Source organism: Belliella alkalica, assembly GCF_022549785.1.
GTDB classification, from domain to species: domain Bacteria; phylum Bacteroidota; class Bacteroidia; order Cytophagales; family Cyclobacteriaceae; genus Belliella; species Belliella alkalica.
In genome coordinates this window covers 21068-47576 of the sequence record NZ_JAKZGO010000010.1, presented here as the reverse complement: position 1 = coordinate 47576, position 26509 = coordinate 21068, and the positions used below count along the sequence as shown (strand labels likewise).

The following is a 26509-nucleotide window of genomic DNA, read 5'->3' as shown; positions in this document are numbered from 1 at the left end:
GGTGCAAAAATAGGAAATTTTATGTGGATTTACAGCATATTCTCCCACTAAGCACGAGATTTTCAATTCATAACCTGCTTTGGCAGTCTATTGTTGCTTTAAATTGGATGTCATTTTTCTATAACATGAGAAATAATTGCTTTTGACTGACTTTGCTTATTTCGATTGATTATTCTTTACTTTGCAAAAAGAAAGAATTTAGGTTTATGAAAAGCATTGCTGAGAAAAAAAAGGGTCAAAATATCGCTGAATACATCATTTACATGTATCAGATGGAGGATTTGATCCGGGCTTATGATTTCAATATGCTTGATATCAGACAATATGTAATCGCCCATTACCCAATTTCTGATTCTGAAAAAGAGGATACAGCTCTTTGGTTTGGAAGCATTTGTGAACAGATGATTTCTGAAAAAATAACAGCGTCAGGTCATCTTTCTGAGATTCAGGCGATAGTAGATGATTTGGCAAAGATTCATTGGTCACTTTTGAAAAGCGACAAGGAGTACTTCGGAATTTATAATACCGCAAAACCTTTTGTCGTCGAAATGATCATGGAAGCAGGAGATAAACCTGTCGGACACGAAATCCAAATTTGCATCAATGCGATATATGGACTACTTCTAGCTAAATTGAAAGGAAGGGAAATCCCAAAAGGCTACACCGAAGCCATAGATGCTTTTGGCAGTGTGCTAAGCTACCTGAGTTTTGTTTATGCTGAAAAGAAATAAAGGCCAAGATACTTTTTGTTTCAATTGAAGAAATGTAACGACTATACCGAAAGCTTTTGGTAAGAAAAAGGCATTTAATGGTTTGTCTAATTTCGTGAAAATAGTTGTTTTTTTTACAACTAGAGGAGTTCAACCCACTTCGGGGTTGTTATCTCCTGTATCATCATTATTCCCCGGGTTGCTACCCGCGTTTATTCAAAGGTTAACCCCTTCGGGGTTGGTTGCGCTACTCCCATGATTCTTTTCAAACCCCGCATTGTAATGCGGGGCTAATCGAGGTTTAACCCCTTCGGGGTTTTTAGATGTCACTTGCTTCTTGCTTCTTTCCTATCGCTTCTTGGGTCTCGTGTCTTTTGTCTCATGTCCCAAATCTCTTGTCTCACATTTACTCTTCCATAAACTCATAAACACTCTTGTATTCTCCATGCTTTTCGACATAGGTCAAGAAGGAGTTGTAGAAATCATTGCTAGAGAGTGTAGAACTATCTCCAATCACTACAAGTTTTCTTTTGGCACGAGTCAGGGCTACATTCATCCTTCTGGTGTCAGATAAAAAGCCTATCTCTCCTTTTTCATTGGATCTGACAAGACTGATAAAAATAATATCCCTTTCCTGACCCTGAAATCCATCGATCGAATCTACTGTCAACAAGTCAGAAAATGACCTGAGGTTAGGATATTCATAGCTATCAAAGATCAATTCCTGAAATTTCCGAACTTGCGCTCTATATGGTGAAATCAGACCAATATTCCATTTTTCAGTTTTGATTTTGGCAATCCCCACCCTTTTGAGTAGATTTTCTAAATGCCGTAACGTAAATTTTGCTTCCTCAGCGTTCAAAGTACTAAGAGACTCTTTTTCTTGATGTTCCAAGTATCCTGACCCTGCTGTATCTATAAATTCCAACACAGGCTCTTCGAAAGACAAAAAATGAGAAAGTGTATTTTCTGCAGCTTCCAAATTATTTTTGTAAAACATCTTGCTCGAAAAACCCATGATTTTTTCAGGCATCCTGTATTGGATAGTCAGCATTTTTGATGCTTGATGCTGTCTTTTGATTACTTTTTCAAACAAAGTTTCGCTCAAACCTGCTTTTGCTGCTTCATAAGATTTAATTGTTGGGGGTAGCTGACAATGGTCTCCAGCCATCACCACTTTATCAGCTTTGAGAATGGGTATCCAAGTTGCAGCTTCCAATCCCTGACCAGCTTCATCTATAAATACCAAAGGAAAATTCATTCCTCGAAGCGCTTGATTTGATGACCCTACCAAAGTACTTGCAAAAACCTGAGTAGATTGAAAAACATCATAAATAATATAGCTTTCGAGATTTTCAGCATCATCTTTTATCCTACTGGCTTCATCAAGCATTCGCTTTCTTTGCATTCGTTCTTCATGCCCAAAACTCCTTTTGTACTTTTTCCCTAGTTTTCGATACTCTTCTGCAGATTTCCTAAGCTTTTTCAGATCCTTGTAGCTATCATGCAATGATATCTTCGCATCTAATGTCTGAGCAAGGATCTTATCATCTACTCTAGCTGGATGACCTATTCTCAAAGTAGAGACCCCATCATCCGATAGTTTTTCGACCAATAAATCCACTGCTGCATTACTTGGCGCACAGACAAGAATTTGCTTATTGGATTGCAGGGCATATTTGATCGCGGCGATCAAGGTAGTGGTTTTTCCTGTACCCGGAGGACCATGGATGATTGCTATATCATCAGCAGAATCTATTAACCTCAAAGCTTGGTTTTGTGCCGGATTCAGTTTTTCTTGAAGTGCGTACTTTCGATCAGAAAAAGATGGGGCTTGTGCTCCCAATAAAATATTTTTGATTGCTCCTAGTCTGCCTTTGTCTGCCTTGATTACAGCTTTCATGGTAGATTCCATTTCCCTATAACTAGCTTCATCAAAAAGCAGATCAACACCAATTTTGCCATCATTGAGCCATTCTGGAAAAGCATCTCCTTGAAGGGTAATTGTCATGGAATCCTTCCTTACAAAATTAATAACTCCGCTCACTCTTGAGTCTTGCCCTTGATAACCTTCTTGATTTGAAAAAACAGAAACTGACTTCCCTGACTGAAAGACATGCGACTCGTTAGAATCGTAACGTTCCATTTCAAGGATCATTCGATCACCAAAACCAATTTTTGTATTTTTTATTTGTAAAGGATACCAACATACACCTTGCTTTTTCTTATCTGATATAGAAGTATATAGGAATTTTTTCTTGTATTGATCTAAATCTTCTCTCCACTCTTGCTTCAAAAGTTTTAAAGAAATGTTTAATTCTTCCTGTATATTGTGCATGAATATTAATTTATTGGTAGAACCAATTAGACAATCTATTAGTTAAAATTAAAATTACTTAAATTTAAAAACCAGTGAATTTTCTAGCACATGCATATTTATCCTTTGGCGATCCAAAGGTACTCATAGGAAACTTTATTGGCGACTTCGTAAGAGGGCCTATTGAAGAAATTTATGAAAAAGATATTGTTGTTGGGATTTTACTTCATCGAGATATAGATAGATTTACAGACAAACATCCTGTAGTCAAAGATGCACAAGAAAGATTGAAACCCGAGTATGGTAGATATGGAAGTGTAATTACAGATATGTATTTTGACTATTTCTTAGGAAGATATTGGAATAATTACCACCATATACCGCTGGATGTATTTGCTCAAGAAACCTATGCAATAGTAGAAGAACATAGAGACATATTACCCGAAAATTTCTTAAAAGCCTTTCAATATATGAAACATTATAATTGGCTTCATTCATATTCTGAAATCGAAGGTATAAGGAGAGCACTTACAGGACTATCCAAAAGGACTAGATTTGACTCAAAAATGGAAACCGCCCATTTGTTTTTAATAGATAATCATGATTATTTGCGAGAACATTTTGGGGACTTTTTTGAAGATTTAGTTAATTTTTCAAAAAATAGATATCAAATATTGAAAGGAGAAATATGATTCATTGTAAGCCAAAAAAATCAACTTATTTTTCACTTACCATCGTCTTAATAATACTTTTGAGTGGGTTAATTTATTTATTGAATGACTTTGCAAATTCTAGAAACTTTGGATTGATTTTCTATCTGATTAGCGCCCCATTGATCACACTTGTTATATTGATGCTATTGGTAAAAATGATGGCAGGCTATAAGTTTATCTCGATTGGAAAAGAAAAAATCACAACTAAAATACCTCTTAGAGGCTTCACAAAAACCTATGACATAAAACAAATTTTAGCTTGGGAAGAAGAAAAGGTTTTGGCCAATAAGAAAGAGTTCAAACAAATCACAATAGTGTTTGATGACAAAACTTCATTTTCCATGAGCAATCATGAGCACGTCAATTACGAAGATTTTGTGGGTTACTTGACAAAAAAAGCAATTTCAAAGAAAATAAAAGCTGTTAAAACTTCACAGAAAAAGACATCGTAATTGCAGTATTCCCTTTACTGAATTTTGCCTCTGGCAATTGAAAAACGGCTTCCTCTCCTATGAATTGTCTAGCTTCCAACCTAACTAATCCTCTTGGATGAATTTGGTAATCTAAATTTGCTGAAAGTCCAGACACGCGCATCCCTTCATTTAAAATAACCCCAGCTTGGTCTGAGTAATATTCAAATCTACCTGCTAATGTAACTTTCTCTACGATTTCTCTTCTGAGAGAAGCTGTTGCACCGAGCCATTGATTGACCCTACTCCCAAAAGCAGCTTCTATTCCGTAATCCAATCCAGCGGTAACACCCCATTTCCCAAAAGCATATTGCGCATAGAAATTGTTAAAAAACCTGTCTTGTCTCAGCGGCTGCCTTTCATCATTTCCAAAATAATTGGAATAATTAAATTCCAAATTCTCTATTGGTCGATAATTGACACCCAAACCAAGACCTAAAGACTGATTACCAGAAGGTCTTTGTACATTTTGCCAACCATTAGTCAGCCAAAGTGTGAGGTCCAGCTTAGGATTTACACTATAAGAAAACCTAGCTCCTGTAAGGAAATAAGGAGAATTTTCGGCCAAGAGACTTCTGCTCAAATGCCAACAATCTGCTCCTATGGCACTTTCAAAACCAATGTGCGACGGCATAATACCGACATCTACCCAGAGTCTATCTACAACCTGAAATCCAACAGAAGCTTCATAGATCATTTGTGCCCATTGGGGTTCTTCTGCCAAATTAAACTGGGCGTAATTCCCAAACATCAAACCTAAATTCGCTCTTAAATTTTCTTCTTGATAAGAAGCTTGAATCAAAGCTAGATTGATACTAAATTCATTGTGCCTTTTGAAATTGTAAAGAAAATCAGGTCTAAGATGATTTTCGGGTTCATTGAAATCGTAAGAATAATACGCTTCGAGGAATCCGGAAAAAGTAAAATCCCCTCTTTTTGTCTCTTGGGCAAAAACAGTACTGGCAAAAATCAAAAATATAAAAAGTAGCGCTCTCTTCATTGAGTATAAGTTAAAGAACAAAGCCTGAATTTTATGGATTCAGGCTTTTAGATTATCTTTTAGTTCTAAAGTTTTTGTCGTAAAGTTCTATACTTTCTTTGATAATTCTGAAAGCTTCTTCCCTACCCAAGAAATCTTCTACTTTCACTTCTTTACTTTCAAGCTTTTTGTAGTCTTCGAAGAATCTATGAACTTCTTTCATCAAATGCGGCGGTAGCTCATCAATATCTTCGATATAATTTACTGACTGATCATCGGCAGCTACTGCGATAATTTTATCATCAGCTTCACCACCATCTACCATTCTCATTACCCCGATAACTTTGGCTTTTACCAATGTCATGGAAGGAATGTCAATTTGAGAGATAATTAAGATATCCAAAGGATCGTGATCCTCGCAGAAGGTCTGAGGTATAAATCCGTAATTTGCAGGATAATGAACTGCAGAGAACAAAACCCTATCAAGGATAAGCATACCAGTCTTCTTGTCCAATTCGTACTTTCCTTTACTACCTTTTGGAATTTCGATTACTCCCATTACATATTCAGGAGCATCTTTACCAATTTGCACATCGTGCCATGGATTAATCATATCTAAAAACTATTTATTGTTCTAAATTCAAATGATGTGCAAGTTACTTTCTATTCCCATTTTTATCAAAGTAATATGATTCTATTTTAATGATATATAGAAAAATTTTACTACAAACATGAAAAACAACATCTTCTCAACCAAAATCTACTTTTTCAATGAAGGTAAGACAATTGTAAATTTTGTCCCATGGTCTAATTTAGAGACCAAGTTTATTTCTCCACCCATCTGGATTACAGATTCCTTGACCATATACAATCCCAATCCTGAGCCGACATTTCTTTGTGTAGCTCTATGAAAAAGATTAAATACCTCTGTATGAAACTTCTCATCTATTCCTATACCATTATCTTCTATCAGAATTATTGCAGACTTGTCTTTGACAGTTATTTCTAATTTGATTGATTTTTGAACTCCTTCTAATTTTTGAAATTTATAGGCATTACTAAACAAGTTGTTTATGATTACCCTCAATTTTGAATCATCAGAAAAGAACTTTTCCTGCTGATCAACCTTTATTTCGATATTGACCTCGTCAAAACCTAGTTTTTCTCTATAGCTATCTAGCTGCTCATCAATAATCTCCTGAAATGAAACCTCAGATGCCTTAGTATCAATCTTTGTAGACCGATAAAAATCTAGCATCTTATAAATAAAATCATCCAACCTCAATGTTGCAGAGTCAATCATTTCAAAATACTCCAGAATATTTTCATCATTGGTTTCCATCTTTGCCAACTTTGAAACACCTGAGATACTCATCAACGGACCTCTTAATTCATGTGAAAGACTGTATACAAATTGGTTCATTTCTGAATACACCTTTTTTAATCTTTCATTTTTATCTTGTAATTCTTTTTTGGTAAAATATATATCAGAGGCATTCTTAATGGCATTTTTGATCTGCTCAAGATTCCAGGGTTTATCAATAAAACGATATACTTCCCCTTTGTTGATAGCATCTATCACACTTGCAATATCCGAATAACCTGTCAAAAGAATCCTAATTGGATCTGGATTGATTTTCATTAGTTTTTCAAAAAATTCCACACCTGTCAAACCTGGCATTCGTTGATCAGCTATGACTACATGCAGCTCTTCTTTTTCTGCTACTTTCAACCCATCTTCAGCATCTATAGCTGTAATGATATGAAAGTCCTTTCTAAGACTTGCCTTAAATGAATTTAAATTATTATCTTCATCATCTATGTATAAGACTCTTATTTTTTTATTCATGAGTTGGAGTGTTTTGATAAACCGGTAAAGTAATAACAAAATTAGTCCCTTTACCCTCTACAGTGTCTACTTCCAAAGTTCCTTTGTGATTCTCTATAATTGTATAGACTATGGACAATCCTAGCCCTGTACCCTTACCAACTGGCTTTGTGGTAAAGAATGGCTCAAAAATCCTTTCTTTAATTGCCGAAGGCATTCCAGGCCCATTATCTCCTATTTCAATCTTGACAAAATCACCTACTTGAGAAGTTCTTATCAGGATTTGAGGAGAAGCGTTTTCTACTAGACTGTCGGTTAATGCATGTATAGAATTTGTAATAATGTTCATAAATACTTGATTGATTTTACCTGCTAGACACTCAATCATTGGAATCCCACCATAATCCTTGATCACTCTGATTTTACCTGACATTGTACTGTTGAGTAGTACTAATGTACTATTAATCCCATCATGAATATCTACTTTTTTCACATCTTGCTCATCTACTCTTGAAAAAAGCCTCAACCCCTTGACTATCTCTACTGTTCTTTTTGCTCCATCATCCATCCCCTTGAGCAATTGGTCTATTTCCTCTAAGATATATTCCAATTCCAAATCATCTTCAAGCTCTTGAATTTCCTTCTTAGTATCTTCCGTAAACTGCACATTGCCTTTCTCTCTATACAACTCTACTATTTCCATCAAATCCTTGATATCTCTTTTGAGTGGAGAAATATTAGAACTTACAAAGTTGATAGGGTTGTTGATTTCATGGGCAATACCAGCTGTCAACTGACCTAAAGATGCCATTTTCTCTTGATTGACCAATTGAGTTTGTGTATTCTGTAGGTGTCTCAAAGTATCTTCTAGTTCTTCAGTCCGAACCTTAACCTTAGATTCTAACATTTCATTTTGCTTCAAAATAAGGCTTTCGTTTTCCTTCAGGACGTTTAATTTTTCCGCTTGTTCATCTTCCTTTTCTTTTTTAAGAATATTGATTTTGTCGGCCAGTGCCAGTGAAAGTAAAATAGCTTCCATTGCAGTCCCTACAAGCATCGGGAAATTGGGCGGAGCATTGAATTCAATTAACCCATTTGTCTGCAAGATAAATACGAGTAAACCTATAAAGAAAAATAACCAACCAATTATAAAATAAACTGCAGGACGATATCCTTTCTTGGCAATTATTGAGGCAGAAAAAACGAATAGTATTATTACTAGCAACCCTGAGATATCTGTCAAAGTATAACTCACCTTAACAAAACCAAATATTCTTGAAAGAAAGGAGGCTCCATAAACTAAAATATTCAAGACCAAAAACCTATCCAAAATTGGTGTAAAGTCCCTCGTTTTGAGGAATTTTCTCATAAATGATATACCAGCCATTCCCGAAATTGCAGAAAAACCTATTATGCTAAGCTCGTACAAATCCGAACTTTGGTTCAAAAAGTAATAGTATGAGTAACCCAGAAGTGACGTTTGAGCAAGAGCAATAAATAGAATGTAAACTGAGTATAAAAAATATGTATTGTCTCTGATTAAGAAAAACAAGATAAAATTATACAAAAACAAAGCAAACATAACCCCCATGTAAGCACTTATAATGAGTGTTCGTTGATTGTACATAAAATGAAACAAACTATACTCGGCAATGGAGATCTCTACATTGATTGGTTCGTTACTTTTGATAGATAAGAAAAATTCATGATGCAGATCGGATCCTTTTATATCAAATAGTGGATTTGGATTTGAGAAAACATTTGTCCTACCATAGTCTGTGCCAGCCCGACCGATTTCTTGTAATTGGCCATTTTCAGTTTTTTGAAATAAAACTACTTCTCTAAAGGTTGGGTTTTTTAATTCCATTACCAGTTGTTGACCTAATTCCTCGGCATCAGCCGCTCTGAAACCAAGATAGGCTTCTTCTATAAATCCCAGCCCCAACGTGTTCTTACGAAGTGATGTCTTTTCTCCTTTGCCTTCAAATTTTTGATTCTGAAAAATGTAATATTCATTTATTTCATATGTACTCATATCTCCTATAGAAGATAGAAAAGCAATAACTGGCAAAAAAATAAATACAATTACCGTTAAGCCAATAATCAGCGGCTGTTTATTTTTCCAACTTCTGATCATAGTTTTTCTAGATTCAAATCAAATTCGACTTCCATTTCCCCCATTTTACTAGATAGTAATTTGGTTTGTTTTGGATTTTGTCTCAAGTCAAAAATAAAGTTCTTTTCTTCTGGTTTGGCTCGCTCTAAAGTCCTTACATTTTCCACTTCCATTATCGTAGCGACAAGCCCTTCTTTAGGGTATAAAAAAGTACCATTATCCCCAAGCTCTTCAATAATCCTTAAACCAACGGCTTGAGAATTGGCTACCGTAAATGGTGAACAAAATGCCATTAGGCAATTCAAATTCAGGAACGACGTTAAAGCTACACCTATCCTAATCAAGTAAATACTACCAATTCCATATCCAGAGACTTCTTTTGAATTCCAAAGCCCACAATATTCAGCAACTTTAAGATCCTCAAATCTTTTCATATACTCTATGATCCTATTATCTTTTTCTAAAATTGCTCCTTCCAATGGCAAAGGAAATCCTTCACTTCTTAATTGAACCCTACCCCCTCCGAGCATTCTTTCACCGTCTTCAGATTCTACTAAAAGAAGATATACATTGGGATTATTCATCCAAGAACGATCTGCTGATGTTACTTTGGTCACCCCATACGATTCCAAAACTTTGTAATGACCACTTACATATTTTTCAGTTGCCTCAGGAGAGGAGATTGCTCTCACTACCCGAATTTTAACTTTCATTATTGCTATTGAAGTATTGGTCCAAATCTACATACGACCTACCCGAGTTGACTTTTTTATTGGTAAGGATTTTTCTTGCAAAGTGTGCGCACATTGCTCCTCCCATAATCACTGAAGACCCTAGCTGCGGCCAACTAGTAATTGTTTTCCCTAGTTCCTGCAAGCTATCTTTACCTCTTTTTGAAATTTTCTCATAATCTAGTATTGCCATTAATACTTCATATTTGATAGTGTCTAATTTTCCCAACAATTCATCTTCTGATCCGAATTTTGAAAGAAATCCATGAAACAATGGGCGGTTCCGCTCCAAATCAAACCTTTCTATATCAAGCAAGCCTCTATCACTAGTATCCATAATTACTGGGATCTCTAATGATCTTGCTTTCAATCTAGATTGTATTTTTACTTTGATATTATCACACTCCTCTATCAGAAGATCGAGCTTACCGCCTTCAACAAAAAAAGAGTCTATATTTTCATCTGTCAAGCCTACTTCAAATATGGTAACCTTCAAAAACGGATCTATCTCAGCTATTTCACGCTTCACTAATTTAGTCTTTTCGATACCAATATTTGTCACACTAGACCTAAGTCTGTTCATGTTACCTAGCTCTAAAGTATCAAAATCAGCTATTCTCAACTCACCAAACGATCTTTCAATAGCTAAGCTAATTGCGACACTTTGACCAACTGAAAGTCCAATGATTCCAATCTTTTTTCTAGCAAGTTCCATTTGCTCTTCTTCCGTGATTTTATATTTATTTCTCACTGTCCGTACAGCAATAAAATCCTCTTCTGGAAGCAAATGGACTAGACTGTTTTTCCATGGATAATAAACCCAAACTCCATACTTTTCTTTATCAAATTTACTAAGAAACATTTCCGCTTCTTTTAACAACTCTGAAGGACTGAAATATTTAGTGGGGTTTTTCATCTTTACCAACTCGGAGACTTGGCTTTCAATTTCATCAATAACAGAAATAAAAGGAAGGCCTTTTATTTTTTGGAGTAGTTCGAAATCACTAAATTCTGCTGGTTTTAAAATTAAAGCATCAATTTGACTGGTGAGATCAAGATCTTTAATAAAGTTCATTATTCTGAATAAGGGGTGATTGATAGTGGTAAAGTTATATTTTTGATTCTAGAATCATATTAAAAATGCAAAAAATATTCACAAAAAAGAATTTTATTTAGATATTTGATAACAACGAGAGTAATAAACAGAACTTATAAAAGAATAAGTAATGGAAAACTAATTTGAACAAAACAGTTTCCTGAAATTATTTTTCATATATTTTCAAAAAAATAGAATCTGATGTCTGAGACGAGTAATGAAAAGATAAGAATTTTATATGTTGATGATGAAGAAAATAATCTTCAGGCATTCAAGGCAACATTTAGAAGAGATTATAAAGTGTTTATTGCGATTTCTGCGAAAGAAGCGCGTGATATACTTACCACTCAGACTGTTGATATCATAATTACGGATCAAAGAATGCCAGAAGAGACTGGAGTTGAATTTCTTGAGTCTATCATACCTCTATATTCCGATCCTATTAGAATACTATTGACAGGTTATACTGATATACAGGCAGTAATTGACGCTATAAACAAGGGACAGGTTTATCACTATCTAACCAAGCCTTGGGAAGAAGACTATCTTCGTACAGTCATCAAAAATGCTTTTGAAGTATATTCTCTTCGAAATGAAAACAAGAAACTAACTACAGACTTAATTAAAGCAAACGAACAACTCGAGTTTTTACTTAGACAGAACTTACTTTCTTAATAACGCGCCGCCAGCAAAAGCTGTAATTCTTTGTGTGTCATCAAGAACTTCCTTGCCAAATGAGCATTTGTTAGACTACCTCGATAGGTGTAAACCCCTTTCATAAACCACTTATAATTGAAGATCATTTCTTCAGCTCCCTTCAAGTCCGACATTTGAAGTAATATTGGAGTGAAAATATTGCTAAGTGCCACAGATGCAGTCCTTGATACTCTAGATGCTATATTTGGAACACAATAATGAATGATATCATGTTTCAAGTAAATCGGCTTAGAATGTGAAGTCATTTCTGCTGTTTCTATACAGCCGCCTTGATCTATACTCACGTCGATCACTACACTACCTGGCATCATCGCAGCTATCATCTCCTCAGTAACTACAATTTTATTCCTACCCTTCTCTGCCCTAAGCGCACCTATCACTACATCTGCCTCCTTCAATGCTTGCGCCAATGTAATATTATCAATTGTAGAGGTAAAAACCTGCTGACCAAGCAATTGCTTCACCCTTCTAAGTTTATAAATGTGATTATCAAAAACTTTTATATTAGCGCCAAGTCCAAGTGCAGTTCTTGCAGCATATTCTGCTACTGTACCTGCACCTATTATTACAACTTGAGTTGGCGGAACACCTGTGACTCCTCCCAAGATCAAACCCTTGCCTTCACTTACGCTACTTAGATATTCAGATGCAATCAACATAACTGTACTACCGGCAATTTCACTCATAGCCCTTACTACAGGCATCCCTCCTACCTTGTCTTCCAAATTCTCGAAAGATACAGCTGTGATTCTTTTGGAATTGAGTGCGTTGATATAGTCTGCATTTTGCCTTCCGATCTGCAGTGCTGATATCAAGCAGGCTCCAGGCAACATGTAATTTATCTCCTCGGCTGTGGGTGGCTCGACCTTTAAAACCACCTCTGTCTCAAATGCTTCTTTTGCTGAATAAACTACTTTTGCTCCAGCGTCAGAATATTCTTTATCAGCAAACTTAGACTGTGTACCAGCTTCTGACTCTACCACTACCTTTAGGCCATTGTTTGTCAAAAGACGCACTGCCTCTGGAGTTAGAAGTACTCGCTTTTCTTGATCATCGGTTTCTTTTGGAATACCAATACTGAACCCTCCTTTTGAATTTTTCACTTTCGCAGACGCTTCCTTTGGAAGCATCTCTACAGTTGTGGCAATATCAACCATGCTGTGTACCGTTTACGATTTTCGAAATACTGATCTCTCTTCCTCCAATACTATCTACTTCTATACTAATCAACATAAATGTATCAGGGATGAACTCTGGGATTTTTTCAGCCCATTCTATCCAGCAATACGCGCCCCCATAGAAATATTCATCTATACCTATCTCCAAAACTTCTTCAGGATCTTCGATTCTGTAAAAGTCAAAATGATAAAACTTTTCATTAGAATCATTGATGTATTCATTGACAATGGAAAAGGTGGGACTTGATACAATATCTTTAACACCAAAACTTTTGGCAATAGATTTTATCAGAGTTGTCTTACCCGCACCCATATCCCCTTTAAATACCCATATCTTGTCATGTTCACAATGATGCACAATTTCTGTAGCAACTTGCTCAACTTGATCTAAATGGTCACAATGGATTTTTTTCAATATATTAATTCTTTGGTAACAGATGTACTACAGGTATTATGATTTCTTCTAAAGATACTCCTCCATGCTGAAAAGTATCTTTGTAGTAATTTACATAATAATTGTAATTGTTTGGATATGCAAAGAAATAATCTTCTACGGCAAAAACATAACTTGTTGACACATTAAATCTTGGAAGTTTCGCATCTTCTGGTCTATTGATCTCAAAAACCTTCCCACTCTCAAAGTTTAGATTCTTTCCTTGCTTATATCTCAGATTGGTTGTTACATTTTTGTCACCTATGATTTTGTAAGGTTTATTTACCCTTTTGGTACCATGATCCGTGGTAACAATTAGTTCCGCTCCGGCAGCACTTATTCTTTTGAACATCTCAAAAAGAGACGAATGCTCAAACCAACTTTTGGTCAAAGACCTATAAGCTGATTCATCAGGAGCAAGCTCTCTGATCATTTTCATATCAGTTCTAGCATGAGACATCATATCTACAAAGTTAAATACCAATACGTTGAGATCATTATTCAGCAAGTTATGAAATTGATCAACGAGATTTTTCCCCTGATAAGCTTGGAGTATTTTGTGGTAACTATATCGGATGTTAAGCCTATTTTTGTGAAGGTTTTCTGCCAAAAACTCTTCTTCTTTGTTGTTTTTCCCTTCATCCGTATCTTCACCTTCCCACAGGTCAGGATGGAATCTTGCCATGTCTGAAGGCATCATTCCACTGAAAAGTGCATTTCTGGAGAATGCTGTCGTAGTAGGCAAAATACTGTAATAAGTATCATCGTCTTTGGTGTTAAAATATTGATTCACCAATGGCTCGAGCACCTCCCACTGATCCAGACGTAGATTGTCAATAACTATAAAAAACAAAGGCTTTCCCTCCTTAAGATGAGGAAATACTTTTTCCTTCATCAAGTTTGGCGATAGAATAGGCTTGTCTGCTTTAGAGTCATTCAACCAATCGATATAATTGTTTTTGATAAATTTCGCAAAGGATGAATTAGCTTCGACTTTTTGAGAATCTAAAATCTCTCGCATACTTTTATTTTCTGTCTTATCGATTTCCAGCTCCCAGTATGTGAGTTTTTTATAAATCTCTGTCCACTCCTGATGAGTGGAAGCATCGCTACAAGCCATGCTTATATTCATAAAATCCTGTCTATATGATAGGTTGGTCTTTTCCGAAATCAGCTGTTTGTTTTGAAGTATTTTCTTCACAGACAGCAAAATCTGATTTGGATTGATGGGTTTGATCAAATAATCTGCGATTTTTCCACCGATCGCGTCATCCATAATATGCTCTTCCTCACTTTTGGTGATCATGACCACAGGAATCTGAGGTTTGATCATCTTTATCTGCTGCAATGTCTCTAGCCCAGTCATTCCTGGCATCATTTCATCAAGAAAGATCACATCAAAATTATCTTGTTCTACCAGCTCGATAGCGTCAACACCACTATTGACTGTGGTTATTTCATAACCTTTTTGCTGTAAAAAAAGAATATGTGGTTTCAATAGATCTATTTCGTCGTCAGCCCAAAGGATTTTAGAATTTTGCATAATGTTTGGTTTACTTCTGTTAAAATTATAATTACTTTTGAAACCAATCAAATGTCAAAGACATTGAAAAGTCACAAAATATTAAATGATCCTGTTTACGGGTTCATTACAATTCCAAGCGAATTGATTTTTACAATCATTGATCACCCTTACTTTCAAAGGTTACGGCGCATCAAGCAATTAGGTTTGACAGATTTTGTCTATCCTGGGGCACTTCATACCAGATTCCATCATGCTATAGGAGCTATGCACCTGATGAGCATCACTTTGGATAATCTTCGCAATAAAGGTAATGAAATTAGCGATGAAGAATATGAAGCTGCACTGATTGCTATTTTGCTTCATGATATAGGGCATGGACCCTTTTCCCATGCTTTAGAATTTAGCCTCCTCAAAGATGTGCCTCACGAATCCTTATCGCTTTTGGTGATTGATATAATGAATAAACAATTAAACGGCCAATTAGATCTCGCGTTAAGAATTTTTAAGAATCATTATGAAAGAAAATTTTTTCATCAACTTGTTTCTAGCCAACTTGACATAGATAGACTAGATTATTTGCAAAGAGATTGTTTCTTCACAGGGGTTTCTGAAGGCACTATTGGCGCAGACAGAATCATCAAAATGATGGCTATCAAAGATGATCAGCTGGTTGTAGAGGAAAAAGGACTTTATAGTATCGAAAACTTCCTTAGCGCCAGAAGGCTGATGTATTGGCAGGTATATCTACACAAGACCACTGTGAGTGCAGAAAAGATGTTGATCAACTTAATCTCAAGAGCAAAAGACCTTAAGCAATCAGGCCGCAATATTTTTGCTACCGATGAGTTTTTGTTCTTTCTTGAAAATGACTTTACAATAGGTGATTTCCAAAATTCCGAAACATTGGTAAAAACGTTTCTGGAGCTTGATGACTATGACATTTGGGGATCTATCAAATTTTGGAAAAAAGACTCAGACTACATTTTAAGGAATATTTCCCAAATGTTTCTTTCCAGGAATCTATTTAAAATAAATCTCAGCAATGTGGAGTTTTCAGCAGAAGAACTGGAGGCTATGAAGGAGAAGACAAGAGTAAAACTCCAAGTTCCTGATGAAGACATGAAGTATTTCTTTTCGCATGGGTCTATTAGCAACAATGCATACCTTGCAAAAGAACGTATACACATTTTGACTAAAAAAGGTCAAATTATAGATGTAGCACAGGCTGCTGACTTGCCAAACATAAAAGCAATGAGTAAAATAGTCAAAAAACATTATGCTTGTCGTGCTAAAAACTTAACTTTGTAACCACACAATATTATTCATGATGGAATTTACACTAGATCAGGTTGCATCGCTTCTGAACGGAAAGGTGGAAGGTGATGGATCTAAAGTAGTTAATAGATTAGATAAAATTCAAGAAGGAAAACCTGGAGGCATCAGTTTTCTTTCTAATGAAAAATACGAGAATTTCATTTATGAAACCGAAGCTTCTGGAGTGATTGTTTCGGAAAATTTTCAAGCACGAAAAAAAATTAAGGCAACGCTGATTAGGGTAAAGGATGCTTATGCAGGATTTACCCAAATCTTGGAAGCTTATGCCCAATTCACCAAAAACAGCAAGTCAGGAATTGAGGAGCCTTCATTTATAGACCCAAGTAGTAACATTGGGACTAATTTTTACAGAGGGGCGTTTTCGTACATTGGTAAAAACAATAAAATAGGTGACAATGTAAAAATATACCCGAATGTAACTATTGGCGATAATGTCACAATTGGAGACAATTGCATTCTTCATCCAGGAGTAAAAATTGCCAACGATGTGGTAATTGGATCCTTTTGTGAGTTTCATTCCGGTGCAGTCATAGGATCGGATGGTTTTGGCTTTGCTCCTTTAGAAGACGGAACGTACAAAGCTATTCCCCAAATAGGTAATGTAATCATTGAAGATCATGTCAGCATAGGCGCAAACAGTACAGTAGATCGTGCTACTATGGGATCAACTATCATTCGAAGAGGAGCCAAAATAGACAATCAAGTACAAATCGCACACAATGTAATCATCGGAGAAAATACAGTAGTGGCTGCACAGGCCGGAATTTCTGGATCTACAGAAATCGGCAAAAACTGTGTGATTGCAGGAAAAGCAGGAATCGTAGGTCATTTAAAAATTGCAGACAAAACTACCATTGGAGCAAATACAGGGATAAGCAAATCTATTGTAGAACCTGGACAAACATTATTAGGCTACATGGGATTTGACTTAAAATTATTCCTAAAATCCTATGCAGTTTTCAAAAATCTGCCCATACTACAAGACAGATTGAGAGAACTGGAAAAAAAACAATAAATTTACGCACGAAAACATTCAAGTTAGAGTCTAATACCTATGAGGGTAAAACAACATACAATTAAAAAACAAGTCACCGTATCAGGTGTTGGTCTCCACACTGGAGTAATTTCAAACATGACTTTTTTACCAGCACCTCCAAATCACGGTTATAAATTCCAAAGAATCGATATAGAAGGTATGCCTACCATCGATGCTGATGTAGACAATGTAGTAGACGTATCTAGAGGCACTACCTTAGAACAAAGTGGGGCGAGAGTATTTACTGTTGAGCATGTTTTGGCGGCCTTGGTTGGATTGGAGATTGACAATATTTTGATTCAACTAGATGGTCCAGAACCCCCAATTATGGATGGTTCTTCTATTCAATTTATTGAAATATTAGACAGTGCTGGCTTTGAAGAGCAAAATGCGCTAAGAAGATTTTTTGAAGTTCCTGAGAGCATTACTTACAGAGATGCATCCAGAGAAGTAGAAATGGCAGCTTTGCCGTTGGATGACTATAGAGTGACAGTGATGGTGGATTATAATTCACCTGTCCTTGGGTCTCAACACGCCTCTATCACAGACATTAGTCAATTCCGGACGGAAATTGCTTCTTGTAGAACGTTTTGTTTCTTGCACGAATTGGAAATGCTCTACAATCAAAACCTCATAAAAGGAGGAGATCTCAACAACGCTATTGTTGTAGTAGATAGAGTTGTAGAAGAAAAAGAATTAGAACATTTGGCGAAGATGTTCAACAAACAAAAAGTAGAAGTTAGGAAAGAAGGAATTCTTAACAATGTCGAATTAAGGTATAAAAACGAGCCAGCAAGACACAAACTTCTGGATGTGGTAGGTGATTTGGCATTGGTAGGTAGGCCGATCAAAGCTCAAATTCTAGCAGCTAGACCTGGCCATGCAGCGAATGTAGCCTTTGCGAAAAAGCTAAAAAGAGCAATGGAAAAAGCTGGCCCAAGCCATATCCCACATTATGATCCAAAATTACCACCGGTCATGGATATCGCGCAAATTAGTAATATCTTGCCACATAGATATCCTTTCCAATTATTGGACAAAGTTATCTATCTAGACGAAACTGTGGTAGCTGGAGTGAAAAACGTGACGATAAATGAACCGTTCTTTATGGGGCATTTCCCCGCTAACCCTGTAATGCCAGGTGTTTTACAAGTTGAAGCAATGGCACAAACGGGAGGGATTTTGGTTTTGAGCACAGTAGATGATCCTGAAAATTATTGGACTTATTTTTTAGGAATTGAGAATTGTAAATTTAGAAAAATGGTTGTCCCTGGAGACACCTTAGTATTCAAATGTGAATTACTTGCACCTATCAGAAGAGGTATTGCAAAAATGAAAGGTGAAGCCTATGTGGGCAACACATTGGTATGTGAAGCCGTTATGACTGCAAGTATTGTTAGAAAAGAATCATGATCAGCAATTTATCCCATATTAACGAGAGCGCTGTAATCGGAGAAGGCGTACAGATCGATCCTTTTACCATGATCCATGAAGATGTGATCATCGGAGATGGTACTTGGATAGGATCGAACGTCACAATTTTTCCTGGTGCTCGAATCGGTAAAAACTGCAAAATTTTTCCTGGAGCTGTAATCTCAGCCATACCTCAAGACTTGAAATTCCAAGGAGAGGAAACACTTGTAGAAATTGGAGACAATACTACTATAAGGGAATGTGTTACTATCAGCAGAGGAACTATCGATAAAAAGACAACAAAAATCGGAAGCAATTGCCTGCTAATGGCTTATGTGCACATTGCACATGATTGTATTGTAGGCAATAATGTGATCATTGCAAACTCTGTCCAAGTTGCTGGACATGTCATTGTTGACGATTGGGCAATAATTGGTGGAAGCAGCGCTATACATCAGTTTGTGAAAGTTGGAATGCACTCTATGATTTCAGGTGGATCATTGGTGAGAAAAGACGTACCTCCGTTTACAAAAGCAGCTAGAGAGCCGCTAAGCTATGCAGGGGTAAATAGTCTAGGCCTGAGAAGAAGAGGATTCTCAAGCGAAACGATCAGTCACATTCAAGATGTTTATAGATTTTTATTCTTAAATAGCCTCAATAATAGTCGTGCTCTTGAAGAAATCGAAGTAAACCTACCTGCAACGAAAGAAAGAGACGAGATTGTTAACTTCATTCGCTCATCAGAAAGAGGTGTCATGAAAGGTTACATCAACTAGTTCATGATTGAGATCAAGCTTGAAAATGCCGCAAAAAGGTTTCAATATGAATGGATATTCAGAAACTTGAATCTAACTATTCATGCGGCATCAAAACTTGCAATAACCGGAAGCAACGGTTCAGGAAAATCAACATTGATAAAAGCTATAGCTGGCCTAAGTCCTGTAACAGAAGGTTCTGTATCTTACTTTTTAGAAGAAAAGAAAATATCGACAGAAGAAATCTTCAATCACCTCACAATTTCTGCCCCCTATTTAGAGCTGCCAGAAGAATTTTCACTTATTGAGCTTTTGAATTTTCATTTTAAATTCAAGGTTTCAATTCCTGGTTTTTCTTTTGAAAAAATGATTGGCGAAATGTATCTTAATGGTCATGAAAATAAGCCTATCAGTCAATTTTCTTCTGGTATGAAACAACGGCTGAAGCTTGGTCTTTGTTTTTTTTCTCAAGTTCCCCTGATACTTTTGGATGAACCTACTTCCAACTTAGATCAAAAAGGTGTAGATTGGTATTTATCGTTAATTGAAAAATTCAGCTCAAGCAGAACGTTAATTATTTGCTCTAATGATCCAAGAGAATATCAATCCTGCAATAACATCATCAAAATTGAAGACTACAAGATCAAACAAAAGCTTTGATTAATAATCCATATTATTAAATTTACATTCATTGATTACCCAATACTACCCATATATGAATAAATCACTCTTAGTAATTTTATGGATTTCAGCATTTGGATTGATCTTTTTTGCATGTAAAAAGAATGATGACCCTACCCCAATCAAATCCCCAGAAGAACTCGCGATAGAATCTCTAGCAGGGAAATCTTCAACCACTTGGACAGTGGCTGGTGGAGGCTCCGTATTTAGAGGAGAAGGCAATTCAGTAACCAACCTTTATCAAAATTTTGAGATTACTTTTTCTGCCAATCAAAACAGCAAAACTTACTCTGTCAGCAATGGTGGTGATCTCTTTGACAATTCAGGAAACTGGAATTTTGTGGCTGGTGACCTAACAAAAATTTCATTGGCAGGAACAAGACCTGCATCAGGTCCAGAAATATCACATACCAAGCCTTCTGCAAATGATCTTGTTTTGATATTTAGTATCGTAGCTCCAGGAGCAGAAAAAAAAGGAACCCAAGGAGCCGCTTTGGCTGGTAACTATAGATTTAACCTTAAGCGTAAGCAGTAAAAAAAAACAATATATAGCATCAAAAAAAGTGGTTTGGATCTTTAAGATTCCAAACCACTTTTTTTTGCCTTGAAAAGAAAAAAGCTTAAGCTTTCATCTCAACCAATGTAACACCTGAACCTCCACGGTCGGCATGTTCATCTGATACTTTTGCTACTTGATTCATGTTTTTCAGGATGTTTCTTGTAATATCTTTCAGGATCCCATCACCTTTTCCATGAACAATCCTGAGATCTTTCATTCCCAACATATAGCCGTCATCAATAAAATTCTGAACCAAAGGAAGGATCTCTTCTCCCCTTTTCCCCCTAATATCTAAGTTTGGTGAAAATTCCATCATTTTGGCATTGGTGTCGAAACCAGTTCTCTTGGCAAAAGACTTTTTCTCCTTCTTCATTTCCGTACTCGAAATCCGCTCCAGACGCTTGATTTTCACATTGGATTTCAAATCCCCAATACTTATTTCGATATCTTTATTTTTGATAGCAAGCACTTCAGCTACAGCCCCATTATCCTTGAGTCTTACAAAATCACCCACCGCGATTTCCCCATCTATCACTTTGATTTCTGGTGCTTTTTCAATAACCTTTTCAGGCTTGATCTTAGATTTGAATGACTCCAAATCCGCCCTTAGCTTCTTAGTTGCTTCTTTGTCAGCTTTATTTTCTTTGATTGACCTGATCGTGGTTTCTATCTTTTTGTTTACCTCATCCAAAAGCTGCTTGGCTTCATTCTTGGCCTCTTGGATATATTGTTTCTTGTTAGAATCTATTGTTTCTTTCAGGGAATTGTACTCTTTCATTCTGATATCAAGAAGACGCTCTTTTTTGGCATTTTCATTGATCAACTGCTCGTATCGGACTTTTTCATTTTCCAGCTTGTTGAGCATTTTATCATATCGTACTCGCTCCTCGCCTATATTTTCCTTTGCATAGTTGATGATCTCCTTGGAAATGCCAATTTTCGAAGCTATTTCCAAAGCAAAAGAACTCCCAGGCTTACCGATCTCTAGTTGGTATAGCGGTTCCAACTTATCAACATCATAGCGCATTGCTCCATTGACGAGGCCCTGATTTTTGGAAGCTATTTCCTTCAAGTTCCCATAATGGGTAGTAATCACACCATAAGCCCCTAGCTTGTTCAAGGAAAGTAAAATACCTTCTGCTATAGCTGCCCCAAATTGCGGCTCAGTACCTGTACCAAATTCATCAATAAACAAGATGGTTTTCTTATCCGCAAACTGCGTGAAATACTTCATACTCATCAAATGAGAACTGTATGTACTCAGATCATTTTCAATATTTTGTTCATCTCCAATATCGATAAAAAAGTGATCAAAAATGCTACACTTTGAATGCGAATCTACAGGCACAAGCAATCCACATTGAAGCATGTACTGAATCATTGCGACAGTCTTAAGCGTCACGGATTTACCTCCAGCATTTGGTCCTGATATTACCAGCAACCTTCTATTGTGGTCAAGTTGTATATTAAGTGGTATCACCTGCTTTCCCTGTTGCTTCAGAGCAAATTGCAATAGAGGATGAGTGGCATTATACCATTCTACCTGTCTTTGTTTCTCGAGAATAGGTCTAGAGGAATTGGTTTTGATAGCGAATTTGGCTTTGGCACGGATAAAATCGACCAAACCCAAAAATTGATAAGCTTTTCTCAATTCTGGAATATACCCTCTGAGGAGATCAGTAAGTTGCGTGAGGATTTTCTGAATTTCCCGACGCTCCATATACTCTAGATCCTTCAGTTCATTATTGATATCCAAAACCTCAGCCGGTTCGAGGAATACCGTCTGACCAGTTGCTGATTCGTCGTGGATAAAGCCTTTGATCTTCCTTTTGTTTTCTGCCAACACAGGAATAACCATTCTCCCTCCCCTAATCGTCACTGAAGCATCATCTGGAGTTAAACCTTTTGCTTTAGCATCCCTAAAAATCCTATCAAGTACTTTTCGCAACCTGCTTTCTTCATAAATAATCTGCGACCTGATCAAAGACAAATCCTTGGATGCATTATTTCTTATCTTTCCTTTTTCATCAATAATGCGTTCAATGGCTTTCAGTAAAGTCTGATCCAAACTTACCAAGCCCAAAAGTTGGTGCAAATTGGGGTACTCTTCAGAAAACTTGTTGAAAAACGCAACGCAACCACTTAGAGTCATCAAAGAAAGCTTGATTTCGTGGAAGTCATCTTCATACAAAAAAGTACCTTCTATTTTGGCTTTTTCCAGATAAGGATAGATGTTGGTAAAATTCGATGATGGAAATGATTCCCCAGAAACCAAAATCTGCCTAAACTCTTCTGTCTGATCCAAAAGCCTTGTGATAAGTCTCAAGTCTTTTGAAAAATTCATTTTATCTACAAAATCGACACCAAGGGAGCTATTACACTCCGCTTTGATCAATTCTTTAATTTTATCAAAATTAATTTTATCTTCTACACTATTGGGGTAAATCATCCGTCTCTTTCGTATTTCCTAATTTTTCTATTACATTAAGGGAATCTATCGCTCTGGCATAAATCCTGTCTATCTTTCTCGGATGAGCCAAATAAAACTCCAAACTCTTGTGAAAAACTGTGTCAGAGACATTATGTTTTCTAAAAACGTCTGTTTCGAACATAGGGTAAATAGTCCTTGATGAATCATAATTGATCGGAAAGGTACTAGCAAACCCTTCTGCAAGGTGTATATCGATCAGAACACTGACCATTTTGTCTTCATCCAAGACTCCTGAAGGGATATTTCTATCCTTACATCCATAAAGTAAAATGATAATCGGTATAATGAATATTAGCTTTTTCACGTTTCAAAATTAATACATTTAATAGAGATCATCATATAAATTTTATTATTCAAAAGACTGCCTTAAATTAGTCATCCGAAAACGACGAATATGAACCAACTGCTAAAGAAATTAAGAAAATATGAGATAATGATCCGAAAGGTAGCCAACAACCACCTACAAGGAGATTATCAGTCAATTTTCAAAGGCGCTGGCTTGGAGTTTGATGATTTGAGACCTTACCAGTATGGTGATGATGTACGGACTATAGAATGGAAAGTTTCTGCCAAAGGTCACGGAACCTTTGTGAAAACATTCAAAGAAGATAAAGACCAATGTGTCTATTTCCTCTTGGACGTCAGTGGATCTCAAGATATTGGGGAAGTTGGCAGAAAAAAAATAGATCTTGGAAAGGAAGTTGCGGGAGTGTTGACTTTGGCTGCGATCTTTGAAGGAAGCCAAGTAGCATTGATTTCTTATTCTGATGAAAAGGAAAAAATCATCTTGCCAGGAAAGGGGCCGAAACAGGGAGTAAAAATCATCAAGGGTGTTTTCAACCACGAAAACAAATCCCTGAAGACAAATCTGAACGAAATGTTCACTTTTGCACTCAACTTGATCAAAAAGAGGAGCATTGTTATCATCATTTCAGATTTTATCGATGAAGGATACGAAAGGCCATTCAAAGCGCTCGCAGAAAGACATGATTTGGTAGCGATACAATTGACTGACCCTAGAGAATCCAAATTACCATCGCTGGGTATCATTCCTGTGTATGACAAAGAACAAGGAAATACTACTTGGGTAAATACTGCATTTGGTTCATTTTCCAAGAAAATCTCTGGAACTTTCACTACAGAAAGAGACCATCTGAAAAATATATGCAAAAAAAACCAAATCAATTATCTAGGCATCGATACAAGACAAGATATCGTACTACCTTTGATCGAATTATTCAAAACTCGTAACAAAACCATGAAACGTGGCTAAAATTCGCATAATTTTACTCGGATTTGCAATCATGCTGATTTCAAGTACTTTGAGTTTGGGTCAAGACTTGAAAGTGGAAGGTTATTTCTTACAGGATTCAGCCAAACTTGGAGAGAGGGTTCCTTATGTCCTCAAGGCTACTTATGGAAAAGGATACAATATCATTTTCCCAGATTCCACTTATGACTTTAGCCCTTTGGTTTTTTTGGAAAAGAAAACCTACATCTCCAGTACAAAAGAGGGGCAAACTTTGGATAGTGCAGTTTACTATCTGTCAAACTTCTCTTTGGATCCAGTACTGAAATTCTCCCTTCCTGTCTATGAGGTCCTCAAATATGACAGCATTACGTACATGACTGACGAGGCCGATTTGGCACTCAAACTTACCATTAACCCTCTTCCTGAGGAGCTTGCTTTTAAGAATAATAATGTATATCAGCCTATTGAAAAGGATTTCAATTACCCTCTTTTGATAGGTGTTTTGGTTGCTGTATTGATTGTGGCATCAGTTCTTCTTTTCTTCTTTGGAAAACCTATTCAAAAAAGATGGAATCTTTGGCTGGAAAAGCAGAAATACAAGAGATTCTTATTGCGTTGGGAAAAGGCAGAAAAAGCTTTCTCAAGCAATCCTGATATGTCCAATGCAGATGAAATGCTGGGATTATGGAAGGCTTATATGGAGCACCTCAAAAACAAACCTTTCAGAGAGTGGACTACTGTAGAGATTTCAGAATTCTTGGAAAACAAGGAAATTATCAAGGATTTTAGAGAAATTGAGATGATTATTTATGCCGGAAAGGAAGGCAAGGATATAGGACAAGCATGTCAGAACCTAAAGGGAATATGTGCGGATACCTATCAACAAAAAATTACCCAGAAAGATGAGCGCAAATAGTATATCTGATTTTTTATCCTTGTATTGGTTTTTTCCAGAAACGCTTCGTGGATTTGAATGGGAAAATATTTGGGCATTACACCTGATTTGGGCTGTGCCTTTGTTGATGCTTTTGAGGAAATTTATAAAATTTCTCAAAAACCCTGTGTTGGAAATCTCCCTTCCAAAAAGCGTTGCCCGAAGCAATCCTTGGACATATTTGAGATTAATCCCTACCCTGTTCTTTCTTTTGACCTTGTGGATGGTGGTGGTAGCACTTGCCCGTCCACAAAAGACCAACGAAAGGGTCGAACAGTACACGGAGGGGATAGATATCATGCTGGTGATGGATATTTCCGAGTCCATGGATTTACAAGATTTCAAACCAAACCGACTGGAAGCCGCTAAAGAAACGGCTATTGATTTCATAAATGGAAGGTTTGGAGATAGAATTGGAATGGTGATTTTCTCAGGGGAGGCATACTCCTTGGCACCATTGACAACTGATTATGGCCTTCTTACTGATTTGATCAAAGATATTTCCTTCAACATGATGGATGCAAAAGGAACCGCTATAGGAAGTGCGATTTCATCGGGGACAAACAGAATGCGGGAAGCAGAATCAAAATCCAAAGTAATGATCCTTCTAAGTGATGGAGAGAATAATGCGGGGAATGTAGATCCTATTTTTGCAGCTGAACTTGCCGCTGCTTTTGATATCAAGATATACTCTATCGCAGTGGGAAAAGATGGAATGGTACCGTATGGTGTGGACTTTTTTGGAAGACCACAGATGATAGAAAGCTATTTGGATGAAACTACCTTGAGAGAAATCGCAAAGATTGGAGGTGGTCAATTCTACAGAGCTTCCGACGACAATGCATTAGAAAGAATTTTTGAAGAAATCGATACACTTGAAAAAGCTGAGATTATAGAATCCCGATACAAAGAAACCATGGATTATTATAGGGTTTATTTATTTTGGGGCTTACTTTTCTTTTTTGTTTGGCTAGGAATGAAAAGTACATTCTTTAACAACTTCTTATTGGATTAAGTTATTTCTTATTCATTTACCATTCAAGTGCACTTTCAAGGCAAGGTGGAGCTCTAGCCTATTTGGTCGATGGGTTTTACCCATTGTTAGTATCAAGTGCCCTTTCAGGGCATGGGTTGTTACTGTAAGCTTCTGTTCAATTGACCTGCATTTTTATTGTTTCAATTACCCCTTCGGGTCACTTTGCATTTTACGTACTTCAAGAGTTTTAAAAGCTAGGCATCT

At 36.6% G+C, this 26509-nt stretch carries 25 protein-coding genes; 13 read left to right on the top strand and 12 right to left on the bottom strand.

From position 1 onward, the window contains the following. The first annotated feature begins 206 nt into the window (after nucleotides 1–206). Nucleotides 207–731, top strand: coding sequence for a DUF4924 family protein (locus MM213_RS13065; protein ID WP_241412857.1), 525 nt, complete (start codon nucleotides 207–209; stop codon nucleotides 729–731). 385 nt (nucleotides 732–1116) lie between these two features. Here MM213_RS13065 and MM213_RS13060 read toward each other — a convergent pair whose 3' ends face one another. Beyond that, on the bottom strand, nucleotides 1117–3048 hold the full coding sequence (locus MM213_RS13060) for an AAA domain-containing protein (protein WP_241412855.1): 1932 nt from the start codon (nucleotides 3046–3048) through the stop codon (nucleotides 1117–1119). Nucleotides 3049–3122: 74 nt separating this feature from the next. Here MM213_RS13060 and MM213_RS13055 point away from each other — a divergent pair, with 74 nt between their 5' ends. Then, nucleotides 3123–3719, top strand: coding sequence for an acyl carrier protein phosphodiesterase (locus MM213_RS13055; RefSeq protein WP_241412853.1), 597 nt, complete (start codon nucleotides 3123–3125; stop codon nucleotides 3717–3719). Next, a complete protein-coding gene (locus MM213_RS13050) occupies nucleotides 3716–4192 on the top strand; it encodes a hypothetical protein (RefSeq protein ID WP_241412852.1) in 477 nt (158 codons plus the stop codon). Before MM213_RS13055 ends, MM213_RS13050 begins: the two co-directional genes overlap by 4 nt. Here the strand turns inward: MM213_RS13050 and MM213_RS13045 are convergent. The 6 genes from MM213_RS13045 to MM213_RS13020 all read right to left on the bottom strand — a co-directional run bounded on the left by MM213_RS13045 (nucleotide 4164) and on the right by MM213_RS13020 (nucleotide 10939). Beyond that, nucleotides 4164–5210, bottom strand: a complete 1047-nt coding sequence (locus tag MM213_RS13045; RefSeq protein WP_241412850.1) for a porin — start codon at nucleotides 5208–5210, stop codon at nucleotides 4164–4166. The genes MM213_RS13050 and MM213_RS13045 overlap by 29 nt on opposite strands. Before the next feature lie 52 nt (nucleotides 5211–5262). Continuing rightward, a complete protein-coding gene (locus tag MM213_RS13040) occupies nucleotides 5263–5802 on the bottom strand; it encodes an inorganic diphosphatase (RefSeq protein ID WP_241412848.1) in 540 nt (179 codons plus the stop codon). Between the two features lie 147 nt (nucleotides 5803–5949). After that, nucleotides 5950–7038: a hybrid sensor histidine kinase/response regulator gene (locus MM213_RS13035; RefSeq protein WP_241412846.1), complete on the bottom strand. Its 1089-nt coding sequence runs from the start codon at nucleotides 7036–7038 to the stop codon at nucleotides 5950–5952. Further along, on the bottom strand, nucleotides 7031–9154 hold the full coding sequence (locus MM213_RS13030) for a sensor histidine kinase (RefSeq protein WP_241412844.1): 2124 nt from the start codon (nucleotides 9152–9154) through the stop codon (nucleotides 7031–7033). The genes MM213_RS13035 and MM213_RS13030 overlap by 8 nt, the downstream gene beginning before the upstream one ends. Further along, a complete protein-coding gene (locus MM213_RS13025; RefSeq protein WP_241412842.1) occupies nucleotides 9151–9846 on the bottom strand; it encodes a hypothetical protein in 696 nt (231 codons plus the stop codon). Before MM213_RS13025 ends, MM213_RS13030 begins: the two co-directional genes overlap by 4 nt. After that, nucleotides 9836–10939 (bottom strand): ThiF family adenylyltransferase, encoded by a 1104-nt coding sequence (locus MM213_RS13020; RefSeq protein ID WP_241412841.1) that lies wholly within the window; start codon nucleotides 10937–10939, stop codon nucleotides 9836–9838. Before MM213_RS13020 ends, MM213_RS13025 begins: the two co-directional genes overlap by 11 nt. 222 nt (nucleotides 10940–11161) lie before the next feature. Here MM213_RS13020 and MM213_RS13015 point away from each other — a divergent pair, with 222 nt between their 5' ends. Beyond that, entirely contained in the window at nucleotides 11162–11635 is a 474-nt protein-coding gene (locus MM213_RS13015; RefSeq protein WP_241412840.1) for a response regulator, read from the top strand. Here MM213_RS13015 and MM213_RS13010 read toward each other — a convergent pair. Genes MM213_RS13010 through porX form a run of 3 tightly spaced genes read right to left on the bottom strand, consistent with a single transcriptional unit; the run spans nucleotide 11632 to nucleotide 14831 of the window. Next, nucleotides 11632–12834, bottom strand: a complete 1203-nt coding sequence (locus tag MM213_RS13010) for an alanine dehydrogenase (protein ID WP_241412839.1) — start codon at nucleotides 12832–12834, stop codon at nucleotides 11632–11634. The two genes, MM213_RS13015 and MM213_RS13010, sit on opposite strands and share 4 nt — an antisense overlap. Next, entirely contained in the window at nucleotides 12827–13270 is a 444-nt protein-coding gene (gene tsaE, locus MM213_RS13005; protein WP_241412838.1) for a tRNA (adenosine(37)-N6)-threonylcarbamoyltransferase complex ATPase subunit type 1 TsaE, read from the bottom strand. The genes MM213_RS13010 and tsaE overlap by 8 nt, the downstream gene beginning before the upstream one ends. A 4-nt stretch (nucleotides 13271–13274) precedes the next feature. Then, entirely contained in the window at nucleotides 13275–14831 is a 1557-nt protein-coding gene (gene porX, locus MM213_RS13000; protein WP_241412837.1) for a T9SS response regulator signal transducer PorX, read from the bottom strand. A gap of 51 nt (nucleotides 14832–14882) precedes the next feature. On the opposite strand from porX, the gene MM213_RS12995 reads away from it, so the two are divergent. Genes MM213_RS12995 through MM213_RS12970 form a run of 6 tightly spaced genes read left to right on the top strand, consistent with a single transcriptional unit; the run spans nucleotide 14883 to nucleotide 20568 of the window. After that, nucleotides 14883–16121 carry an HD domain-containing protein gene (locus tag MM213_RS12995; RefSeq protein ID WP_241412836.1) on the top strand — a complete coding sequence of 413 codons (1239 nt, stop codon included), beginning with the start codon at nucleotides 14883–14885 and terminating at the stop codon, nucleotides 16119–16121. Between the two features lie 19 nt (nucleotides 16122–16140). Beyond that, on the top strand, nucleotides 16141–17163 hold the full coding sequence (gene lpxD / locus MM213_RS12990) for a UDP-3-O-(3-hydroxymyristoyl)glucosamine N-acyltransferase (protein WP_241413022.1): 1023 nt from the start codon (nucleotides 16141–16143) through the stop codon (nucleotides 17161–17163). Nucleotides 17164–17202: 39 nt separating this feature from the next. Further along, entirely contained in the window at nucleotides 17203–18597 is a 1395-nt protein-coding gene (locus tag MM213_RS12985; RefSeq protein WP_241412834.1) for a bifunctional UDP-3-O-[3-hydroxymyristoyl] N-acetylglucosamine deacetylase/3-hydroxyacyl-ACP dehydratase, read from the top strand. Beyond that, the gene (gene lpxA, locus MM213_RS12980; RefSeq protein WP_241412833.1) at nucleotides 18594–19373 is read left to right on the top strand and encodes an acyl-ACP--UDP-N-acetylglucosamine O-acyltransferase; all 780 of its coding nucleotides are present in this window, start codon (nucleotides 18594–18596) and stop codon (nucleotides 19371–19373) included. The genes MM213_RS12985 and lpxA overlap by 4 nt, the downstream gene beginning before the upstream one ends. Nucleotides 19374–19376: 3 nt before the next feature. Continuing rightward, complete coding sequence (locus MM213_RS12975) at nucleotides 19377–20012, top strand: ABC transporter ATP-binding protein (RefSeq protein WP_241412832.1); 636 nt, start codon at nucleotides 19377–19379, stop codon at nucleotides 20010–20012. Between the two features lie 55 nt (nucleotides 20013–20067). After that, the gene (locus MM213_RS12970; RefSeq protein WP_241412831.1) at nucleotides 20068–20568 is read left to right on the top strand and encodes a hypothetical protein; all 501 of its coding nucleotides are present in this window, start codon (nucleotides 20068–20070) and stop codon (nucleotides 20566–20568) included. Between the two features lie 85 nt (nucleotides 20569–20653). On the opposite strand, the gene MM213_RS12965 is transcribed toward MM213_RS12970, so the two are convergent. Beyond that, on the bottom strand, nucleotides 20654–23041 hold the full coding sequence (locus MM213_RS12965; RefSeq protein WP_241412829.1) for an endonuclease MutS2: 2388 nt from the start codon (nucleotides 23039–23041) through the stop codon (nucleotides 20654–20656). Beyond that, entirely contained in the window at nucleotides 23025–23387 is a 363-nt protein-coding gene (locus tag MM213_RS12960; protein ID WP_241412827.1) for a DUF4296 domain-containing protein, read from the bottom strand. The genes MM213_RS12965 and MM213_RS12960 overlap by 17 nt, the downstream gene beginning before the upstream one ends. A 90-nt stretch (nucleotides 23388–23477) precedes the next feature. On the opposite strand from MM213_RS12960, the gene MM213_RS12955 reads away from it, so the two are divergent. From MM213_RS12955 to MM213_RS12945, 3 genes are read left to right on the top strand one after another with little or no spacing between them, the layout of a single operon-like run. Then, on the top strand, nucleotides 23478–24356 hold the full coding sequence (locus tag MM213_RS12955) for a DUF58 domain-containing protein (RefSeq protein WP_241412825.1): 879 nt from the start codon (nucleotides 23478–23480) through the stop codon (nucleotides 24354–24356). Continuing rightward, nucleotides 24349–25251, top strand: coding sequence for a hypothetical protein (locus tag MM213_RS12950; RefSeq protein WP_241412823.1), 903 nt, complete (start codon nucleotides 24349–24351; stop codon nucleotides 25249–25251). The genes MM213_RS12955 and MM213_RS12950 overlap by 8 nt, the downstream gene beginning before the upstream one ends. Beyond that, nucleotides 25238–26284, top strand: coding sequence for a vWA domain-containing protein (locus MM213_RS12945; RefSeq protein ID WP_241412822.1), 1047 nt, complete (start codon nucleotides 25238–25240; stop codon nucleotides 26282–26284). The genes MM213_RS12950 and MM213_RS12945 overlap by 14 nt, the downstream gene beginning before the upstream one ends. Nucleotides 26285–26509: the final 225 nt, after the last annotated feature.